The organism is Bradyrhizobium sp. IC3123, assembly GCF_020193625.1.
Lineage (GTDB): Bacteria > Pseudomonadota > Alphaproteobacteria > Rhizobiales > Xanthobacteraceae > Bradyrhizobium > Bradyrhizobium yuanmingense.
Genome location: NZ_JADYVF010000001.1, coordinates 206,013 through 221,949 on the forward strand (window position 1 = coordinate 206,013; position 15,937 = coordinate 221,949).

Sequence of the window (15,937 nt, forward strand, 5' to 3'; positions counted from 1 at the left end):
TCTACTCGTCCAGAATCCAGGTGTCCTTGGTGCCGCCGCCCTGGCTCGAGTTCACCACCAGGGAGCCTTCCTTGAGCGCGACGCGGGTGAGCCCGCCCGGCACGATGGTCGTGCTCTTGCTGCCCGTGAGCACGAAGGGGCGAAGATCGACGTGACGTGGAGCGAGGCCCGACGCCGTGCAGGTCGGGCAGGTCGAGAGCGCCAGGGTCGGCTGGGCGATGAAACCTTCCGGCTCGCGCTTGAGCTTGTCGCGGAACGCTTCGATCGTCGCCTTGGTCGCGGCGGGGCCGATCAGCATGCCGTAGCCGCCGGAGCCGTGCACTTCCTTGACGACGAGCTCACTTAGATTGTCCAGCACATAAGCGAGGTCCTTCGGCTCGCGGCAGCGCCAGGTCGGCACGTTCTTTAGGATCGGCTCCTCGCCGAGATAGAATTTCACGATGTCGGGCATGTAGGAGTAGATCGCCTTGTCGTCGGCGATGCCGGTGCCGACGGCGTTGGCGAGCGTGATGTTACCGGCCGCGTAGGCCGACATCAGTCCGGGCACGCCGAGCACCGAATCGGGACGGAAGGTGAGGGGATCGAGGAAGTCGTCGTCGACGCGCCGATAGATCACGTCGACCCGCTTCAGCCCTTCCGTCGTCCGCATGAACACTTCGTTGTTCTTGACGACGAGGTCGCGGCCTTCGACCAGCTCGATGCCGAGCTTGTCGGCGAGGAAGGAGTGCTCGTAATAGGCCGAATTGTAGACGCCCGGGGTGAGCAGCGCCACCGTCGGCTCGCCGGAGGCGCTTTGCGGCGCGACCGAGCGGAGCGCTGCGAGCAGCTCGTCCGGATAGCGCTCGACCGGCGCCACCCGGTGGCGGGCGAACAGATCCGGAAACAGCCGCATCATGATCTCGCGGTTTTCCAGCATGTAGGACACGCCCGACGGCGTGCGGGCGTTGTCCTCCAGCACGATGAAGTCCTCGGCGTCGACCCGGACGATGTCGATGCCGGCGATGTGCACGTAGACGTCGTGCGGCACCTGCTGGCCGTTCATCTCGGGCCGGAACACCGGGTTCTGGAAGATCAGATCGTCGGGCACGATGTCGGCGCGGAGGATGTCGCGGCCGTGATAGATGTCGCGCAGGAACATGTTGAGCGCGCGCACGCGTTGCTTCAGGCCCTTCTCCAGCCGCGCCCATTCCTTGCCGGACATGATCCGCGGAATCACGTCGAAGGGGATCAGGCGCTCGGTGGACTCGGAATCGCCGTAGACCGCGAAGGTGATGCCGATCCGGCGAAACAGCAGCTCAGCTTCCTGGCGGCGATATTCGAGCGCCTCGGGAGGCGTCTCCTTGAGCCAGCGCGCCAGCTCCTGATAGGCGGGGCGGAGGTCCCCGCCGGGAATGTTCATTTCGTCAAACGCGACTGCCATAGATCCCGACTTGTCTCCCCAGGCGTTGCGCCATGCGCCAGTTCGCGTCGGCCTTGATGAGACCGCAACGTCCTGTGGCCATGCGTCAACAGTGCATGACTTTCATGTGGTAGCAAGGGCCGGGCCAGCGCGATAAGCATGGAGAGGGGGCATTTGCCGGTGACGGCCGGCGGCGTGCCTGAAAAAATGGCTGAAGACTGCTTATTTCAGAAGCAAAACCGCGTGACTTCAACGCGTTACCTCGGCAAAGTCGGCGTCACAGGTGAGGGACTTAAGGCATGAGCGAGATCGTCACGGCGGGCATTCTGGTCATCGGAGACGAAATCCTGTCCGGCCGGACCAAGGACAAGAATATCGGCTTCATCGCCGAATACCTGACCAATATCGGCATCGACCTGAAGGAGGTCCGCATCGTCTCCGACGACGAGCCGGATATCATCGCTGCACTGGATGCATTGCGGCATCGCTACACCTACGTCTTCACCACAGGCGGCATCGGGCCGACTCATGACGACATCACCGCTGATGCCGTGGCCAAGGCGTTCGGCGTCGGTATCGACCATCACCCGGAGGTCGTCGCCCGCTTCCGCGAGCGCTGGAGCGAGCAGGACCTCAACGAGGCCCGGCTGCGCATGGCCCGCATCCCCGACGGCGCCGAGCTGATCCAGAGCGCGACCATCCTCGCCCCCGGCTTCAAGATCGGCAACGTCATCGTCATGGCCGGCGTGCCCTCGATCATGCAGGCGATGATGGACATCGTCTCGCCCAAACTGAAGTCGGGCGTGCGCATGCTGTCGGACTCGGTCCGCGCCAATGCGCGCGAGGGCGACATCGGCGGCCCGCTGCGGGCGATCGCCGCCGCCCATCCCGACACCATCATCGGCAGCTATCCCTTCATGGACGAGGAGCAGAAGCCCAACACCAATCTGGTGGTGCGCTCGCGCGATCCCGAGAAGCTCGCGGCGGCAATGGCCGCGGTGAAGGAAATGCTGGCGGGATTGAACGTCAACCGCTAGCAGGAATTGCCGGACGAGATTGCAGGAGATAGGCGATGGCTGGTGAAGCACCGGAACTGAGTGCGCAGGAGCGGGCAGGCAAGGCCTTCCCCGTCTCGTGGGACCAGTTCCACCGGGATTGCCGGGCGCTGACCTGGCGGCTCAACGAGGTCGGTCCGTTCCATGCGGTGATTGCGATCACCCGCGGCGGCCTGGTGCCCGCCGCGATCGTGGCGCGCGAGTTAGGGGTGCGCGTCATCGATACGGTCTGCGTCGCCAGCTACGACCACAACAAGCAGGGCGAGCTCCAGGTGCTCAAGGGCATTTCCGAGGCGACCATGACGCTCGGCGGCGGCACCGGCAAGGGCCTGTTGATCGTCGATGACCTCGTCGATACCGGCAAGACCGGCAGGATGGTGCGCGAGATGCTGCCCGATGCGCATTTCGCCACCGTCTACGCCAAGCCGATGGGACGCCCGCTGGTCGACACTTTCATCACCGAAGTCTCGCAGGACACCTGGATCTTCTTCCCCTGGGACACAGCACTGTCCTACCACCCGCCGCTGCGCGACGGGGCGGCGTGACCAGAGCGAATGGCGAGTAGCGAATGGCGAGTAACACCGACCCCATTCGCCATTCGCCATTCGCCACTCGCCCCCTCCAGAACCGAGTCACACCCACCGGCGAGATCATCTCCACGCCGCATCGCGGTCTCTTCACCGGCAATCGGGGCATCATCCATGATCCCGCGACGAAGACGCTGCTGAAGAAGCGCTGGTCGACGCCGGCCTGGATCATTTGCCTGTGCGAGTTCCGCGGCTGGCGGCGGCCGGTGATGGCGCGGCGGAGCTGGACCGAGCTGTTCTTTCTCGACGAAGCCACGGCCTTCGCGGCCGGGCACCGGCCCTGCTTCTTTTGCCGGCGCGACGACGCCAAACGATTTCGCGCGGCGTGGGAGAGGGGAAACGGCGCAAGCAAGGTGAGCGCAAAGTCGATGGACGCAAAGCTGCACCTGGAGCGTCTGGATCACGGCCGTAAGCGCCTGCACCCACTGCGAGGGCCGCTCGCAGACTTACCTGATGGCGTGATGGTGCAGCAGGGCGAGCAGAGCTATCTTGTGACGAAAGGCCGGCCGCTGCTTTGGTCGCCAGCCGGCTATGCCCGTACCGAGCACGAACTGTCGAGTGCGATGCTGCTGACGCCTCCATCCACATTACGGGCGTTCAGCGCCGGATATCGACCGGCGTTGCATCCGACCGCTCCGGACTAGCCGAGCGACCTGCGGATCACCGCCATCACCCCAGCCTCTCGCGCGCCAGCGCCGCGCCGGCGCCGAGCGCCATCAGCTTGGCTTCGGCGATCTCGCGCCGCATCGGCGCCATGCCGCAATTGGTGGTGGCGATGATGTTGCTCTTGGGCACGAATTGCGACACCGCCTCGATCACCTTCACGACGTCCTCGGCGGTCTCCACCGTATCGCTGGCGACGTCGATGACACCGGCCTGCACGATCTTGTTCTTGAGCAGCGCGAGCAGGTCGAGCGGCACCTTGGAATTGCGGCACTCGATTGCGACCTGCTGGATCGGGCTTGCGTCGATGGCCGGAAAGATCTGCTCGTATTGCCGCCACTGGCTGCCCAGCGTTTCCTTCCAGTCCGTATTGGCCTTGATGCCGTAGCCGTAACAGATGTGCACGGCGGTAGTGCAGGTGAGGCCCTCCGCGGCGCGCTGGAGCGCCTTGATGCCCCAATCGTTGACCTCGTCCATGTAGACGTTGAAGGCGGGCTCGTCGAACTGCACGAGATCGACGCCGTCGGCCTCCAAGGCCCTGGCTTCCTCGTTCAAGAGCTCGGCGAAGGCAAAGGCCATTTTGACCCTGTCGCCATAATAGCGGTCGGCAATGGTGTCGATGATCGTCATCGGGCCGGGCAGGGTGAATTTCAGCTGCTTCCTGGTGTGCGTGCGCGCGACGCGCGCCTCGAAGGCATGGACGCGATCCTTCAGCCGCAGCGGCGCGACCACCTGCGGCACCATCGCCTTGTAGCGGTCTTTCCGGATGCCCATCTCGACCTTATGGGCGAAATCGATGCCCTCGATCTTCTCCAGGAAACCGTGCACGAAGTGCTGCCGGGCCTGCTCGCCTTCGGTGACGATGTCGATGCCGGCGTCCTCCTGGAGCTTCAGCCAGATCAGCGTCGCATCGCGCTTGGCCCGGAGCAACTCGTCGCCTTCGGACTTCCAGGGCGCCCAGAGCATGTTGGGCTCGGCGAGCCATTCCGGCTTCGGCAAGGAGCCGGCGATCGTGGTTGGAAACAGCATGGCGGCCCTCCCGGCAGATTGTTGCGCCCCTTCCTGCCATGTCCTAACGTCGAGGTACAGAACAACAAAAGTCGTCATTGGCTGGCGGCAGCGATAGGGACGGCGCAAGGGAAGGCCCATGATCGACCTCTATTACGCGCCGACGCCGAACGGCTGGAAAATCTCGATCATGCTGGAGGAGCTCGGGCTTCCCTATCGGGTGATCCCCGTGAATATCCGCGCCGGCGAGCAGTTCAATCCTGAGTTCCTGGCGATCTCTCCGAACAACCGCATTCCCGCGATCGTCGACCACGCGCCCGCTGATGGCGGCGCGCCGTTCTCGGCGTTCGAGACCGGCGCGATCCTGATCTATCTCGCGGAGAAGACCGGCCGCTTCCTGCCCGCCGATTGGCGCGGCCGCTCCAGCACGATCCAATGGGTGATGTGGCAGATGGCGGGCCTCGGGCCGATGCTCGGTCAGCACGGCCATTTCGCGCTCTATGCGGCCGAGAAGATCCCTTACGCAATCGAGCGCTATCGCGACGAGGCGGCGCGGCTCTACGGCGTGCTCGATCGCCAATTGGCCAGGACCGGCGCCTATGTCGCCGGCGACTATTCCATCGCCGACATCGCCTGCTTCCCCTGGACCATGACCCACAAGGCGCAGGGTTTTACGCTCGACGACTATCCCAATGTGAAACGCTGGTATGCCGAGGTCCGGGCAAGGCCGCAGGTGCAGGCGGGGCTTGCGATCGGAAAATTCGTGAAAGAGCCGTTCGACGAGGAATCACGCAAGATCATGTTCGGGCAACGGGCTAAGGAAGTGCTGGGAAGGAAGTGACGGCCACGCCGTCATTCCGGGGCGCGACGAAGTCGCGAAACCGGAATCCATCGGGCAGCGTAATGAGAGGCGAAATGGATTCCGGGTTCGCGCCCAAAGGGGGCGCGCCCCGGAATGACAACAACAAGGAACCCCCATGATCGAATTCTTCTTCGACTGCTCCAGCCCCTGGACCTATCTCGCCTTCCACAACATCCAACCGCTCGCCAAGAAGTTCGGGGCCGACATCACCTGGCGTCCGATCCTGGTCGGCGGCATCTTCAATTCGGTCAATCCGAGCGTCTACGCGCAGCGCGAGAAGCCGGTGCCGCTGAAGGCGCGCTACATGAAGAAGGACCTCGCCGACTGGGCACGTTCGGCGGGTCTTGCCATCAAGATGCCACCGACGGTGTTCCCGGTGAACAGCGTCAAGGTGATGCGCGGCTGCCTCTGGCTCGGTCAGGACATGGTGCCGTTCGCGACATCAGTGTTCGAGGCCTATTGGGGCGAGGACAAGGACATCTCGCAGGACGCGGTGCTCGCGGAGATCTGCAGGAAGGTCGGCATCGACGAGCAGAAGTTCTTCGCCGGTATTGCCGAGCAGGGCATCAAGGACCAGCTCAAGGCCAATACCGAGGAGGTCATCGCGCGCGGCGGCTTCGGCTCGCCGACGATCTTCGTGAACAAGACCGACATGTATTTCGGCAACGACCGGCTGCCGCTGATCCGCGAAGCGCTTTTGCGCAGCAAGGCGAGCGCGGCCTGATGGTGCGCGCCGTCGTCTGCCGCGAGCTCGGCGCGCCCGAGCGTTTGCTGCTGGAAGAGTTTCCGCCCCGCGCGCTGAAGCCGGGCGAGGTGCGCGTCGCCATCCGCGCCGCCGGGCTGAACTTTCCCGACGTGCTGATGGCCGCCGGCGAATACCAGCTCAAGCCGGAGCTGCCGTTCACGCCGGGCATGGAAGCGGCCGGCGACGTCATCGAGGTGGCATCGGAGGCAAGCGGTGTTGCCGTCGGCGACAAGGTCATCGTGAAGATGCGCTTTGGTGCCTTCACGGATGAAGCGGTGGTCACGCCGTCGCAGCTCACTCCCATGCCGTCCACCTTCGACTATGCGGAGGCTGCCACCTATCTCGCCGGCCACGGCACGGCCTATCATGCGCTGATCGATCGCGGCCGGGTCGCGCCGGGCGAGGTGCTGCTGGTCCACGGTGCCGGCGGCGGCGTCGGCCTTGCCGCCGTCGAGATCGGCAAGATGCTGGGCGCGACCGTGATCGCGACCGCCTCCAGCGACGAGAAGCTCAGAATCGCGAAATCGCGCGGCGCCGATCATCTCATCCGCTACGACCGCGAGCCGTTTCGCGATGCCGTCAAGCGCATCACCGAGGGGCGCGGCGCGGACGTCGTGTTCGATCCGGTCGGCGGTCAGGTCTTCGAAGATTCGATGCGCTGCATCGCCTGGGGCGCGCGGCTCCTGGTGATCGGCTTCACCGGCGGCATCGGCTCAGCCAAGACCAATCTCTTGCTCATCAAGGGCGCCAGCGTGCTCGGCGTACGCGCCGGCGAAGCGGTGCGGAAGAATCCTGCGCTCGGCGAGGTCCGCCTGAAGGCGCTGTTGCAATGGGCGGAGGAGGGCAAGCTGCGCCCCAACGTCTCGCACCGCCTGCCGCTGGAAGACTACGCGAAGGCGATGCGGTTGTTGCTCGACCGCAAGGCGATCGGACGCGTCGCGCTACTGATGTGACGTCCGCGCGACGATGTCGCGGCCGCCCGGCGCATAGCCGAGGCAGGTCCGCACGATCTGGCCGCAGACGGCGTCACGCGCATTTCCGATGTCGGTATTCCCGGCATATTGCACCTCGGTGACCTTGCCGCGAGCAAAGCGCAACTGCACGCGACAATAGCCCGACGGCGCCTGGCCTCCGATATTCAGGCCGGGCGGAAGCGTGAGCGTGGGCGGCGCGATGCCGCCGGGAGGGCTCGCCGCGTGCTCGTACATCCAGATCTCGCCCGAACCGTCCTTGGCGGTTCCGGCCGGCAGGCCGGCGCACATGCGGATCGCCGACTGGTCGAGACCGATCAAGCTGGCTCGTCCGCGCTGCGCCCACTCGGCGTCCTGCTCGGCACAGCCGGCAAGGACGAGTGGCGCGAGAGCCGCCATTCGCAGGCAAAGTTGCATCGGCATCGCTTCCCTGTGCGATGCGAACGATAGCGCAAGGTGGTTTTGCGATGCAGCAGGCCTGTCGACCGACTGTCCATGCGCACTTGGCATGGATCAAACAGCCCAGTTGCGCGTTATGGCGCGCTACGCGCTCGTCACTTGTACTCGCGCTCCGTCCACCACGGGAAGTAATCCGGCATGTCGGTGGACACCTTGTTCTTGAAGTGCGCGGGACGCTTCTCCAGGAACGACACCACGCCTTCCTTGACGTCATCCGAGCGGCCGCGGGCGTAGATGCCGCGGCTGTCGACCTTGTGGGCTTCCATTGGATCGTCGGCGCCCATCATGCGCCACATCATCTGGCGGATCAGCGCGACCGACACCGGCGCGGTCTTTGCCGCAAACTCCTTGGCGAGCGCTTGGGCGGTCGGCAGCAGATCATCGGGGGCCACGACCTTGCTGACGAGGCGGCCCGCAAGCGCTTCCTGCGCCGGGAAGACACGGCCCGAATAGCACCATTCCAGCGCCTGCGAGATGCCGACGATGCGCGGCAAGAACCAGCTCGAGGCCGCCTCGGGCACGATGCCGCGCTGGGAGAACACGAAGCCGAAGCGCGCGGCCTCTGAGGCGATGCGGATGTCCATCGCGAGCTGCATGGTGACGCCGATGCCAACGGCCGGGCCGTTCACCGCCGCGATCACGGGCTTGAGGCATTTGAAGATGCGCAACGTCACTTGGCCGCCGCCGTCACGCACCTGCGGGTCGCTATAGTCGACCTTGCCGTCGGCAAAACGCTTGACCGGCCCGCGCCGCGCGTCGCGATCGAACGTGTCGGCACCGGAGGAGAGATCGGCGCCCGCGCAAAAGCCGCGGCCGGCGCCGGTGACGATGATGGCGCGGACGTTATCATCCTTGTCGGCGGCGTCGAACGCGTCGATCAGCTCTCCTTGCATCTGCGCGTTGAAGGCGTTGAGCTTGTCGGGCCGGTTCAACGTGATGGTGAGGATCTGATCGGCGACCTCGTACTTGATGGTCTCATACGCCATGGTGGTTTCCTTCCCTGTTTCTTTGTCGCTCTCTCTAGCACGTCATTCCGGGGCGCGCGAAGCGCGGGCCCGGAATCCATTTGTCCACATCAGTAATGCGGATGAGTGGATTCCGGGCTTGCGCCAAGAGGGCGCAACCCGGAATGACGAGCGAGCGTTTGTTACGCCGGCGGCTTCGGCCAGGGCCGCTGCGGGCCGCGCAGACCTTCGAAGGCCTTGGCCATGCCGAGCACGCCGATGTCGTCGAAGCGGCGGCCGACGATCTGCACGCCGATGGGAAAACCCTTGGCCTCGAAGCCGCCGTTGAGGGAGATCGCCGGGTTCTCCGACATATTCCACGGCACGGTATAGGCGATGTGCTCGAACGGCTTCATGGGATCGTTGGTCGGCGACGCCCATTCCGCCGGAAAGTTCACGTTCGGCGCGGTCGGCGAGATCACATAGTCCAGCTCGCAAAAGAGCTTCGCCGCAGCCGCGCGGATCGCCATGGTCTGGTTGAAGCCGCGGATGACGTCGACGCCCGAGAGCTTGGCCCCGGACTCGCCCCACTTGAAGATATAGGGCAGCACCTTGGCCTGCTCGGCCGGCGTCAGCTTGGACAGATCGTCCCACATCCGCGCGCGCCAGAAATTGTCGAGACCGTCGAGCATCTCGCGCGTGAGGATGCCGTCGACCTCGGTGACGACGCTGCCTGCGGACTCGAATGCCTTCGCGGCCTTCACTGCGACCTCGCGCACCGGCTTCTCCAGCGGCAGGCCGCAGCCGGGATCGAGCATCAACCCGATGCGTAGTTTTCGCGGAGATTTCTCCAGCCCCTTCCAGTTCAGCAGCTCGGCCGGCAGGCTCATGCCGTCGCGGCGGTCGGGCTTTGCGATCGCGCTCATCATCAGCGCGCAATCGTCGACCGTGCGGGTCATCGGGCCGGCGACACGGCCGACATAGGTCGGGTCGATCGGCACGCGGCCAAAACTCGGCTTCAGGCCGACGAGGCCGCACCAGCCGGCGGGCAGGCGAACCGAGCCGCCGATATCGGTGCCGAGATGCAAGGGCCCGTAGCCGGCCGCGGCGGCGGCGCCTGCGCCGGCGCTGGAGCCGCCCGGGTTCTTGCTGAGATCCCACGGGTTGCGCGCGAGCGCATGGAACGAGGAGAGCCCGGAGGACAGCATGCCGTAATCGGGCATGGTGGTCTTGGCGAAGATGATGCTGCCGGCCTCACGCAGCCGCGCAGCGGGCGGCGCGTCCTTCTCGGCCGGCACGAGCTTGACGCTGGCTGCCCCCAGCGGCACCGGCACGCCCTTGGTCGCGATGTTGTCCTTCACCGTCACGGGCACGCCGTCGAGCGGCCCGGAGGGCTCGCCGCCGGTCCAGCGCGCGGTCGAGGCCTTTGCGGCCTCGCGCGCGCCATCGGGGTCGAACGCATAGAGCGCCTTCAGATGCGGTTCCCACGCCGCGACATGCGCGAGCACGTCCTCCAGCACCTCGCTCGGCGAGAACTGCTTGGCACGATAACCCGCGATCAGGTCGATCGCGGACAGATCGTGCAGCGAGGTGACCGCTTCCTCGACGCTCTTTTTATGCATTGCCACCCACCGGCATGCGCGTCTCGACGATGCGGGCGAACATGCTGGCACCGATCGGCAGGATCTTGTCGTCGAGCACGAAGCCGGGATTGTGCACGGGCACCGAGCCGTCATGGCCGACCCAGAAGTAAGCGCCGGGAATCGTCTCCAGCATGTCGGCGAAATCCTCGCTGCCCATCTTCGGCTGGATGCGGGTGATCACGTTGGCGGGATCGACGATGGTGCGCGCGACCTCCTCGACCACCTTGGACTGCTCGACCTGGTTGACCAGAACGCCGAACGTGTCGCGGATGTCGGCTTCGATCGTGCACTGATAGGCGGCGGCGATGCCGGCGCAGATGGTGCGGATGCGCTCGGCGATCAGGGCGCGGACTTCGTTCGAGAAGGTGCGGATGGTGCCGCACAGATGCGCATCGCCCGGAATGACGTTGTAAGCCGAGCCGGCATGGATCTGGGTGATCGAGATCACCGCGGCTTGCAGCGGGTCGACGTTGCGGCTGACGATGGTCTGGATCGCCTGCGCCAGTGTGGTCGCAATGACAACCGCGTCCTTGGAGCGCTCGGGCATCGCGCCATGCGCGCCGTAGCCGGTGATGCGCAGGTCGAAGAAGTCGGCACTGGCCATGGCCGGGCCCGGCAGGATCGCGATCTCGCCATGGTTGAGGTCGGGCGCGTTGTGCAGGCCGTAGAGCTCGTCGCAGGGAAATTTCTCGAACAGCCCGTCCTTGATCATGGCGCGGGCGCCGCCGAGGCCTTCCTCGGCCGGCTGGAAGATCAGATGCACGGTGCCGTCGAAATTCCGGGTCTCCGCGAGATAGCGCGCGGTGCCGAGCAGCATGGTGGTGTGGCCGTCATGGCCGCAGCCGTGGAAGCGGCCGGGGATCTTCGAGCTCCACTTCAGATTGGTGTTCTCTTCCATCGGCAGCGCGTCCATGTCGGCGCGCAGCCCGATGCGCTTGCTGCCGGTGCCCTTGCCCTTGATGACGCCGATCACGCCGGTGCCGCCGAGGCCGCGATGCACTTCGATGCCCCAGCTCTTCAGCTTGTCGGCGACGATGCCGGAGGTGCGCACTTCCTCGAAGCCGATCTCGGGATGGGCGTGGAGGTCGCGCCTGATTGCGGTGAGCTCGTCGGCGTAGCCGTCGATGCGATCGATCGTGGGCATGTGGTCCTGTCCGGTTAGCGTGAGGGAGGCGTGAATACGGGGCCGTTCGGCTTGATGCGGATGCCCGGGCGCAGGCGCGTCCAGGGTAGCGAAGCGGTGTCGGCCGGCATCGCACCGGGCGCGGCACAGATCATCAGCTTCTCGGCGATCGGCTCGAAATCGGCGCGGAAATGCACCGAGCTCTTGTTGACCAGGATTTTCTGTTCGGTCGGCTCGATGCCGACATAGCGGTACATCGCCTGGTCGGCGAGCTGGGCCTTGTGCGAAGAGACGACGATGCGGACATCGCCGATGCGCAAAGCTGCGGACGGGCCCATCTCCATCTCGCGGCCGCCGTAATAGGGACCGGGCGCGATGAAGCGGCCGTCCGAGAGCTGCTCGACCACGAAGGTCTCGCGATAGGGCTCGTCGCCGGGGATGCCGGACTTGCCGCCGAGCGACAGCGTCACGGTGGCGCCGACGCCGGCTGCGTGCGCGGCCTTGGCCGATTCCGGATCGTAGATCGCGCCGGTTGCGGCACTCGCCTTGTTGCGCACCAGCGCGCGCAGCATGCCCGTGGTGTCGGAATCGCCGCCGGCGCCCGGATTGTCCTGGGTGTCGGCGATGATGATCGGCTTGCGCGCGCTCTTGGCAAGTTCCATGGCGTGGCGCACGCCATCGTCGGGCGTCCAGATCTTGCCGTCGAAATCGTTCTCGTGGCTTTCGATCAGCTTCAGAAGCGCGTCGGCCGCACGATCTGCGTCGTCTTGCGTCCTGCCGTAGGCGAACACGCTGGGGCCGCAGTCGCGGAAATCGGCGGCGGGAAAGCCGGGCGCGAAAGAGAGGGTGGGAACGGCATCGCTCTCCAGCGCGGCGAGTCTTTCGTAGATGCCTTTGGTGGGCTGGTCGTTGGTGCATTGCCAGCTGATCGGGATCAGGAATGGCAATTGCCGGAAGGCCTTTGCGAAGCGCTGCTTCGTCTGCAGCAGCAGCGCGAGATGGCGCGCGCAGGCGCGGCCGGTCTCGGCCATGTCGACATGCGGATAGGTGCGGTAGGCGATCAGCGCGTCGGCATGCTCCATCATCTCGGGCGTGACGTTGGCGTGGAGATCGAGGCTGGTGACCAGCGGAACATCCTTACCGATGACGCGGCGCACGCGCGCCAAGATCTCGCCTTCGCCGTCGTCGAGATGCTCGGTCACCATCGCGCCGTGCAGGTCGAGATAGACGGCGTCGATCGGGCCGGCGGCGGCGATGCCGTCGACCATGACCTTCACGATGCGCTCGAATGCGTCTTCGGTGACATGCGCCGACGGGCTCGCGCCGCAGGCGATGGTCGGAATGAGTTCCCAGCGGTTCGCCTCGGCGCTGTCGACGAAACCGGCGAGCCCGACATTGATGCGGCGCATCACCTTCAACACGTCGGCACCTTCAGTCATCGCCGGCCAGCCGCCGCCATGCTGGAAATCCGCGAATGTCGCCTTCGTCGGAGCGAAGGTGTTGGTCTCGTGCAGGAAGCCGCCGACGGCAATACGTGTCATTCAGATCAGTCCCGATTGAAAGTGCGCGACGTTAGCCTTGCCCTTGCGAGGAGGGCAAGGTGAGGAAGCACTCGCGACGTGCATAGGGTCAAGACGATTTGGGAATGCTGCGCCCCATACTCCGCCGTCATTCCGGGGCGCGCCCTCTTGGGCGCGAGCCCGGAATCCATCGTGCGACAGAGTCCGCGGCTAAATGGATTCTCAGGTGCGCAATTGCGCACCATAGCTCATCGCTTCGCGATGCCCCGGAATGACAGAGGAGAGAGCTACAGTGTCGCCCCCACGCCCTCGGCCACCGGCCTGAAGTTCGCAAAATCCCAACCCCGCCCGGGCGCCGCATCCAGCAGCGCCTTGGTGTAGGCCTCCTTAGGATGCGTCAGCACTTCGGCGGCCGGTCCCTGTTCCACGACGCGGCCGTGCTGCATCACCACCACCTCGTCGCAGATCTGGGCTGCGACACGCAAATCGTGGGTGATGAACAGGATGGCGATGCCGAGCCGCTTCTGGATCTCGTCGAGCAGCTCCAGCACCTGCGCCTGCACCGAGACGTCGAGCGCGGAGACCGCTTCATCCGCGACCAGGACGTCCGGATCGAGCGCGAGCGCCCGGGCGATCGCGATGCGCTGGCGCTGGCCGCCGGAGAATTGGTGCGGATAGCGCGACACCGCATCCGGCGGCAGGCCGACCAGCTCGAGCAACTCGCGCGCCCGCTTCATCGCGTCGGCGTGCGCCACGCCGTAATTGACCGGGCCTTCGGCGATGCTCTCGCCGACGGTGACGCGCGGATTGAGCGAACGATAGGGATCCTGGAATACGATCTGGATCTTCTGCCGATGCGGCTGCAACAGGCGGCGCGAGATGTCGGCGATCTCGCGGCCGGCGAGGCGCACGCCGCCGGAAGTCGGATCGATCAGGCGCACGATGCAGCGCGCAACCGTCGACTTGCCCGAGCCGCTTTCGCCGACGATGCCGAGCGTGCGGCCCTTGCGCAGGGTCAACGTGACCTTGTCGGCAGCGACGACCTCGCGGCCTTTGCCGAAGAAGGCGCGCTCCTTGTAGACCTTGCCGAGCTCGTTGGCCTCCAGCACCACGGGCTCGCGGGTTTCCTCGCGCGGCGGGCGCGGCACCAGGCTCGGCACCGAGGAGAGCAGGTTGCGGGTGTATTCCATGGTCGGATTGCGCAGCACGGTCTCGAGCGGACCGGTCTCGACCAGGCGGCCCTGCCGCATCACCGCGACGCGATCGGCAATCTCGGCCACCACGCCCATGTCGTGCGTGATGAACAGCACGGCGGTGCCGTGATCGCGCTGGAGCTCGCGGATCAGGGACAGGATCTGCTTCTGCGTGGTGACGTCGAGCGCGGTGGTCGGCTCGTCGGCAATGAGCAGCTTCGGCTCCAGCACCAGCGCCATCGCGATCATGATGCGCTGGCGCTGGCCGCCGGAGAGACGGTGCGGGTAGGAGGCGAAGATGCGCTCGACCTGGGGCAGGTGGACCTGCTCCATCATGTCGAGAATGCGCTTCCTGCGCGCTTTGGCATCGAGTTTGGTGTGGGCGCGGAGCACCTCGTCGATCTGGCGGCCGACCGGAACCACCGGATTGAGCGCGGTCATCGGCTCCTGGAAGATCATCGCCATCTTGGTCGCGCGCAGCTGGCGCAGGCGGCGGTCGGTGGCGGTGAGCAGCTCCTCGCCGACCAGCTTCACGCTGCCGCCGGTTGGCACCAGGGTGCCCTTCGGCAACAGGCCCATCGTGGTGAGCGAGGTCACCGACTTGCCCGAGCCGCTCTCGCCGACGAGGCACAGCGTCTCGCGCTCGCGCACCTGGATCGAGATGCCGTCGATGATGTTGGCGCCTTTCGGCTGCTTGCCGATGGAGACGACGAGATTGTTGATGTCGAGGATGGTGTCGGTCACGTCAATTCTCTCCGTCATTCCGGGGCGCGACAAAGTCGCGAGCCCGGAATCCATCGGGCCGCAGCACGCGTGGTGAAATGGATTCCGGGCTCGCGCTACGCGCGCCCCGGAATGACAACGCTACTTGTTTCACTTCCCCTCCCGCTGCTTCATGCGCGGATCGAGGGCGTCGCGGGCGGCGTCGCCGATCAGGTTGATGCTGAGGATGGCGATGGAGAGCAGCAGGCCCGGCCAGAAGATCAGCGACGGCTTGATCTGGAAGTACTGGCGGCCCTCGGCCATGATGTTGCCCCAGGTCGGCGTCTCCGGCGAGATGCCGGCGCCGAGGAAGGAGAGGATCGCCTCGGTCAGGATGGCGCTGGCGCAGATATAGGTGCCCTGGACGATCAGCGGCGCGATCGTGTTCGGCATCAGGTGGCGCCACATGATCTTCGGCAGGCTCGAGCCGACCGAGATCGCGGCCTCGACATAAGGCTCCTCGCGCGCCGACAGCACGACCGAGCGGACCAGGCGTGCAACGCGCGGAATCTCGGGGATCGTGATCGCGATCAGCACGGTCCAGAGGCTGGCGCCGGACAGCGACACCACGGCGATCGCGAGCAGGATGCTCGGCATTGCCATCAGGCCGTCCATGACGCGCATCATCACGGAATCGACCAGCTTGAAGAAGCCGGAGACGAGGCCGATCGCCAGCCCGATGGCGATCGACAGGATCGCCGCACCGATGCCGATCAGAAGCGAGATGCGGCCGCCATAGATCACGCGCGACAACACGTCGCGGCCGTAGGCGTCGGTGCCGAGCAGGAACTGTGCGGAAGATGGCTTGAGCCGCTGCGACGGGGCGAGCTGGATCGGATCATGCGGCGCGATCAGCGGCGCGAGGATCGAGACCACCACGATCAGCGCGAGCAGGCACGTCGCGGTGGCGATGATCGGGGTCGAGGTGAGGAATCCGAATCGCGGCCGCAGCGGCGACGTGATCGGAATGGAGGACTGGGGAAGGGTATCGACCGACATTTTG

General features: G+C 65.6%; 15 protein-coding genes. 6 read left to right on the forward strand and 9 right to left on the reverse strand.

All coding sequences use genetic code 11. The annotated features are described in order from the left end of the window. Position 1: 1 nt before the first annotated feature. Positions 2 to 1,420, reverse strand: coding sequence for a circularly permuted type 2 ATP-grasp protein (locus I6F20_RS01090; RefSeq protein ID WP_036015353.1), 1,419 nt, complete (start codon positions 1,418 to 1,420; stop codon positions 2 to 4). A gap of 278 nt (positions 1,421 to 1,698) precedes the next feature. On the opposite strand from I6F20_RS01090, the gene I6F20_RS01095 reads away from it, so the two are divergent. The 3 genes from I6F20_RS01095 to I6F20_RS01105 are packed head-to-tail and all read left to right on the forward strand — an operon-like array spanning position 1,699 to position 3,685. After that, positions 1,699 to 2,436: a competence/damage-inducible protein A gene (locus tag I6F20_RS01095; RefSeq protein WP_036046217.1), complete on the forward strand. Its 738-nt coding sequence runs from the start codon at positions 1,699 to 1,701 to the stop codon at positions 2,434 to 2,436. 35 nt (positions 2,437 to 2,471) lie between these two features. Next, the gene (gene gpt, locus I6F20_RS01100) at positions 2,472 to 2,999 is read left to right on the forward strand and encodes a xanthine phosphoribosyltransferase (protein WP_036015348.1); all 528 of its coding nucleotides are present in this window, start codon (positions 2,472 to 2,474) and stop codon (positions 2,997 to 2,999) included. 23 nt (positions 3,000 to 3,022) lie between these two features. Continuing rightward, entirely contained in the window at positions 3,023 to 3,685 is a 663-nt protein-coding gene (locus tag I6F20_RS01105; protein ID WP_225124799.1) for a hypothetical protein, read from the forward strand. 25 nt (positions 3,686 to 3,710) lie between these two features. Here I6F20_RS01105 and I6F20_RS01110 read toward each other — a convergent pair whose 3' ends face one another. After that, complete coding sequence (locus I6F20_RS01110; protein ID WP_225124801.1) at positions 3,711 to 4,733, reverse strand: methionine synthase; 1,023 nt, start codon at positions 4,731 to 4,733, stop codon at positions 3,711 to 3,713. Between the two features lie 118 nt (positions 4,734 to 4,851). Between I6F20_RS01110 and I6F20_RS01115 the strand changes: the two genes are divergently transcribed. The 3 genes from I6F20_RS01115 (at position 4,852) to I6F20_RS01125 (ending at position 7,272) form a co-directional block, all read left to right on the forward strand. After that, entirely contained in the window at positions 4,852 to 5,553 is a 702-nt protein-coding gene (locus tag I6F20_RS01115) for a glutathione S-transferase N-terminal domain-containing protein (protein ID WP_109143282.1), read from the forward strand. A gap of 136 nt (positions 5,554 to 5,689) precedes the next feature. Beyond that, positions 5,690 to 6,298, forward strand: coding sequence for a 2-hydroxychromene-2-carboxylate isomerase (locus I6F20_RS01120; RefSeq protein ID WP_225124802.1), 609 nt, complete (start codon positions 5,690 to 5,692; stop codon positions 6,296 to 6,298). Next, positions 6,298 to 7,272, forward strand: coding sequence for an NADPH:quinone oxidoreductase family protein (locus tag I6F20_RS01125; protein ID WP_225124804.1), 975 nt, complete (start codon positions 6,298 to 6,300; stop codon positions 7,270 to 7,272). Before I6F20_RS01120 ends, I6F20_RS01125 begins: the two co-directional genes overlap by 1 nt. On the opposite strand, the gene I6F20_RS01130 is transcribed toward I6F20_RS01125, so the two are convergent. The 7 genes from I6F20_RS01130 to I6F20_RS01160 form a co-directional block, all read right to left on the reverse strand. Then, positions 7,261 to 7,707, reverse strand: a complete 447-nt coding sequence (locus I6F20_RS01130; RefSeq protein ID WP_225124806.1) for a hypothetical protein — start codon at positions 7,705 to 7,707, stop codon at positions 7,261 to 7,263. The genes I6F20_RS01125 and I6F20_RS01130 overlap by 12 nt on opposite strands. A 137-nt stretch (positions 7,708 to 7,844) precedes the next feature. Next, entirely contained in the window at positions 7,845 to 8,735 is an 891-nt protein-coding gene (locus tag I6F20_RS01135; protein WP_225124808.1) for a crotonase/enoyl-CoA hydratase family protein, read from the reverse strand. A gap of 161 nt (positions 8,736 to 8,896) precedes the next feature. Further along, entirely contained in the window at positions 8,897 to 10,315 is a 1,419-nt protein-coding gene (locus I6F20_RS01140) for an amidase (RefSeq protein ID WP_225124810.1), read from the reverse strand. Next, positions 10,308 to 11,480, reverse strand: a complete 1,173-nt coding sequence (locus I6F20_RS01145; protein WP_036015333.1) for a M20 aminoacylase family protein — start codon at positions 11,478 to 11,480, stop codon at positions 10,308 to 10,310. Before I6F20_RS01145 ends, I6F20_RS01140 begins: the two co-directional genes overlap by 8 nt. Before the next feature lie 14 nt (positions 11,481 to 11,494). After that, positions 11,495 to 13,000: a M81 family metallopeptidase gene (locus tag I6F20_RS01150; RefSeq protein ID WP_225124811.1), complete on the reverse strand. Its 1,506-nt coding sequence runs from the start codon at positions 12,998 to 13,000 to the stop codon at positions 11,495 to 11,497. Positions 13,001 to 13,266: 266 nt separating this feature from the next. Beyond that, on the reverse strand, positions 13,267 to 14,916 hold the full coding sequence (locus I6F20_RS01155) for an ABC transporter ATP-binding protein (protein ID WP_225124813.1): 1,650 nt from the start codon (positions 14,914 to 14,916) through the stop codon (positions 13,267 to 13,269). Between the two features lie 129 nt (positions 14,917 to 15,045). Beyond that, complete coding sequence (locus tag I6F20_RS01160) at positions 15,046 to 15,933, reverse strand: ABC transporter permease (RefSeq protein ID WP_036029754.1); 888 nt, start codon at positions 15,931 to 15,933, stop codon at positions 15,046 to 15,048. Positions 15,934 to 15,937: the final 4 nt, after the last annotated feature.

What these genes read in the sequence shown, in the direction of transcription:
- I6F20_RS01105 (WP_225124799.1), top strand. Translation starts at nt 3,023, where the DNA reads ATGGCGAGTAACACCGACCCCATTCGCCATTCGCCATTCGCCACTCGC.
- I6F20_RS01135 (WP_225124808.1), bottom strand. Translation starts at nt 8,735, where the DNA reads ATGGCGTATGAGACCATCAAGTACGAGGTCGCCGATCAGATCCTCACC.
- I6F20_RS01140 (WP_225124810.1), bottom strand. Translation starts at nt 10,315, where the DNA reads ATGCATAAAAAGAGCGTCGAGGAAGCGGTCACCTCGCTGCACGATCTG.
- I6F20_RS01150 (WP_225124811.1), bottom strand. Translation starts at nt 13,000, where the DNA reads ATGACACGTATTGCCGTCGGCGGCTTCCTGCACGAGACCAACACCTTC.
- gpt (WP_036015348.1), top strand. Translation starts at nt 2,472, where the DNA reads ATGGCTGGTGAAGCACCGGAACTGAGTGCGCAGGAGCGGGCAGGCAAG.
- I6F20_RS01095 (WP_036046217.1), top strand. Translation starts at nt 1,699, where the DNA reads ATGAGCGAGATCGTCACGGCGGGCATTCTGGTCATCGGAGACGAAATC.
- I6F20_RS01090 (WP_036015353.1), bottom strand. Translation starts at nt 1,420, where the DNA reads ATGGCAGTCGCGTTTGACGAAATGAACATTCCCGGCGGGGACCTCCGC.
- I6F20_RS01160 (WP_036029754.1), bottom strand. Translation starts at nt 15,933, where the DNA reads ATGTCGGTCGATACCCTTCCCCAGTCCTCCATTCCGATCACGTCGCCG.
- I6F20_RS01120 (WP_225124802.1), top strand. Translation starts at nt 5,690, where the DNA reads ATGATCGAATTCTTCTTCGACTGCTCCAGCCCCTGGACCTATCTCGCC.
- I6F20_RS01115 (WP_109143282.1), top strand. Translation starts at nt 4,852, where the DNA reads ATGATCGACCTCTATTACGCGCCGACGCCGAACGGCTGGAAAATCTCG.
- I6F20_RS01110 (WP_225124801.1), bottom strand. Translation starts at nt 4,733, where the DNA reads ATGCTGTTTCCAACCACGATCGCCGGCTCCTTGCCGAAGCCGGAATGG.
- I6F20_RS01125 (WP_225124804.1), top strand. Translation starts at nt 6,298, where the DNA reads ATGGTGCGCGCCGTCGTCTGCCGCGAGCTCGGCGCGCCCGAGCGTTTG.
- I6F20_RS01145 (WP_036015333.1), bottom strand. Translation starts at nt 11,480, where the DNA reads ATGCCCACGATCGATCGCATCGACGGCTACGCCGACGAGCTCACCGCA.
- I6F20_RS01130 (WP_225124806.1), bottom strand. Translation starts at nt 7,707, where the DNA reads ATGCAACTTTGCCTGCGAATGGCGGCTCTCGCGCCACTCGTCCTTGCC.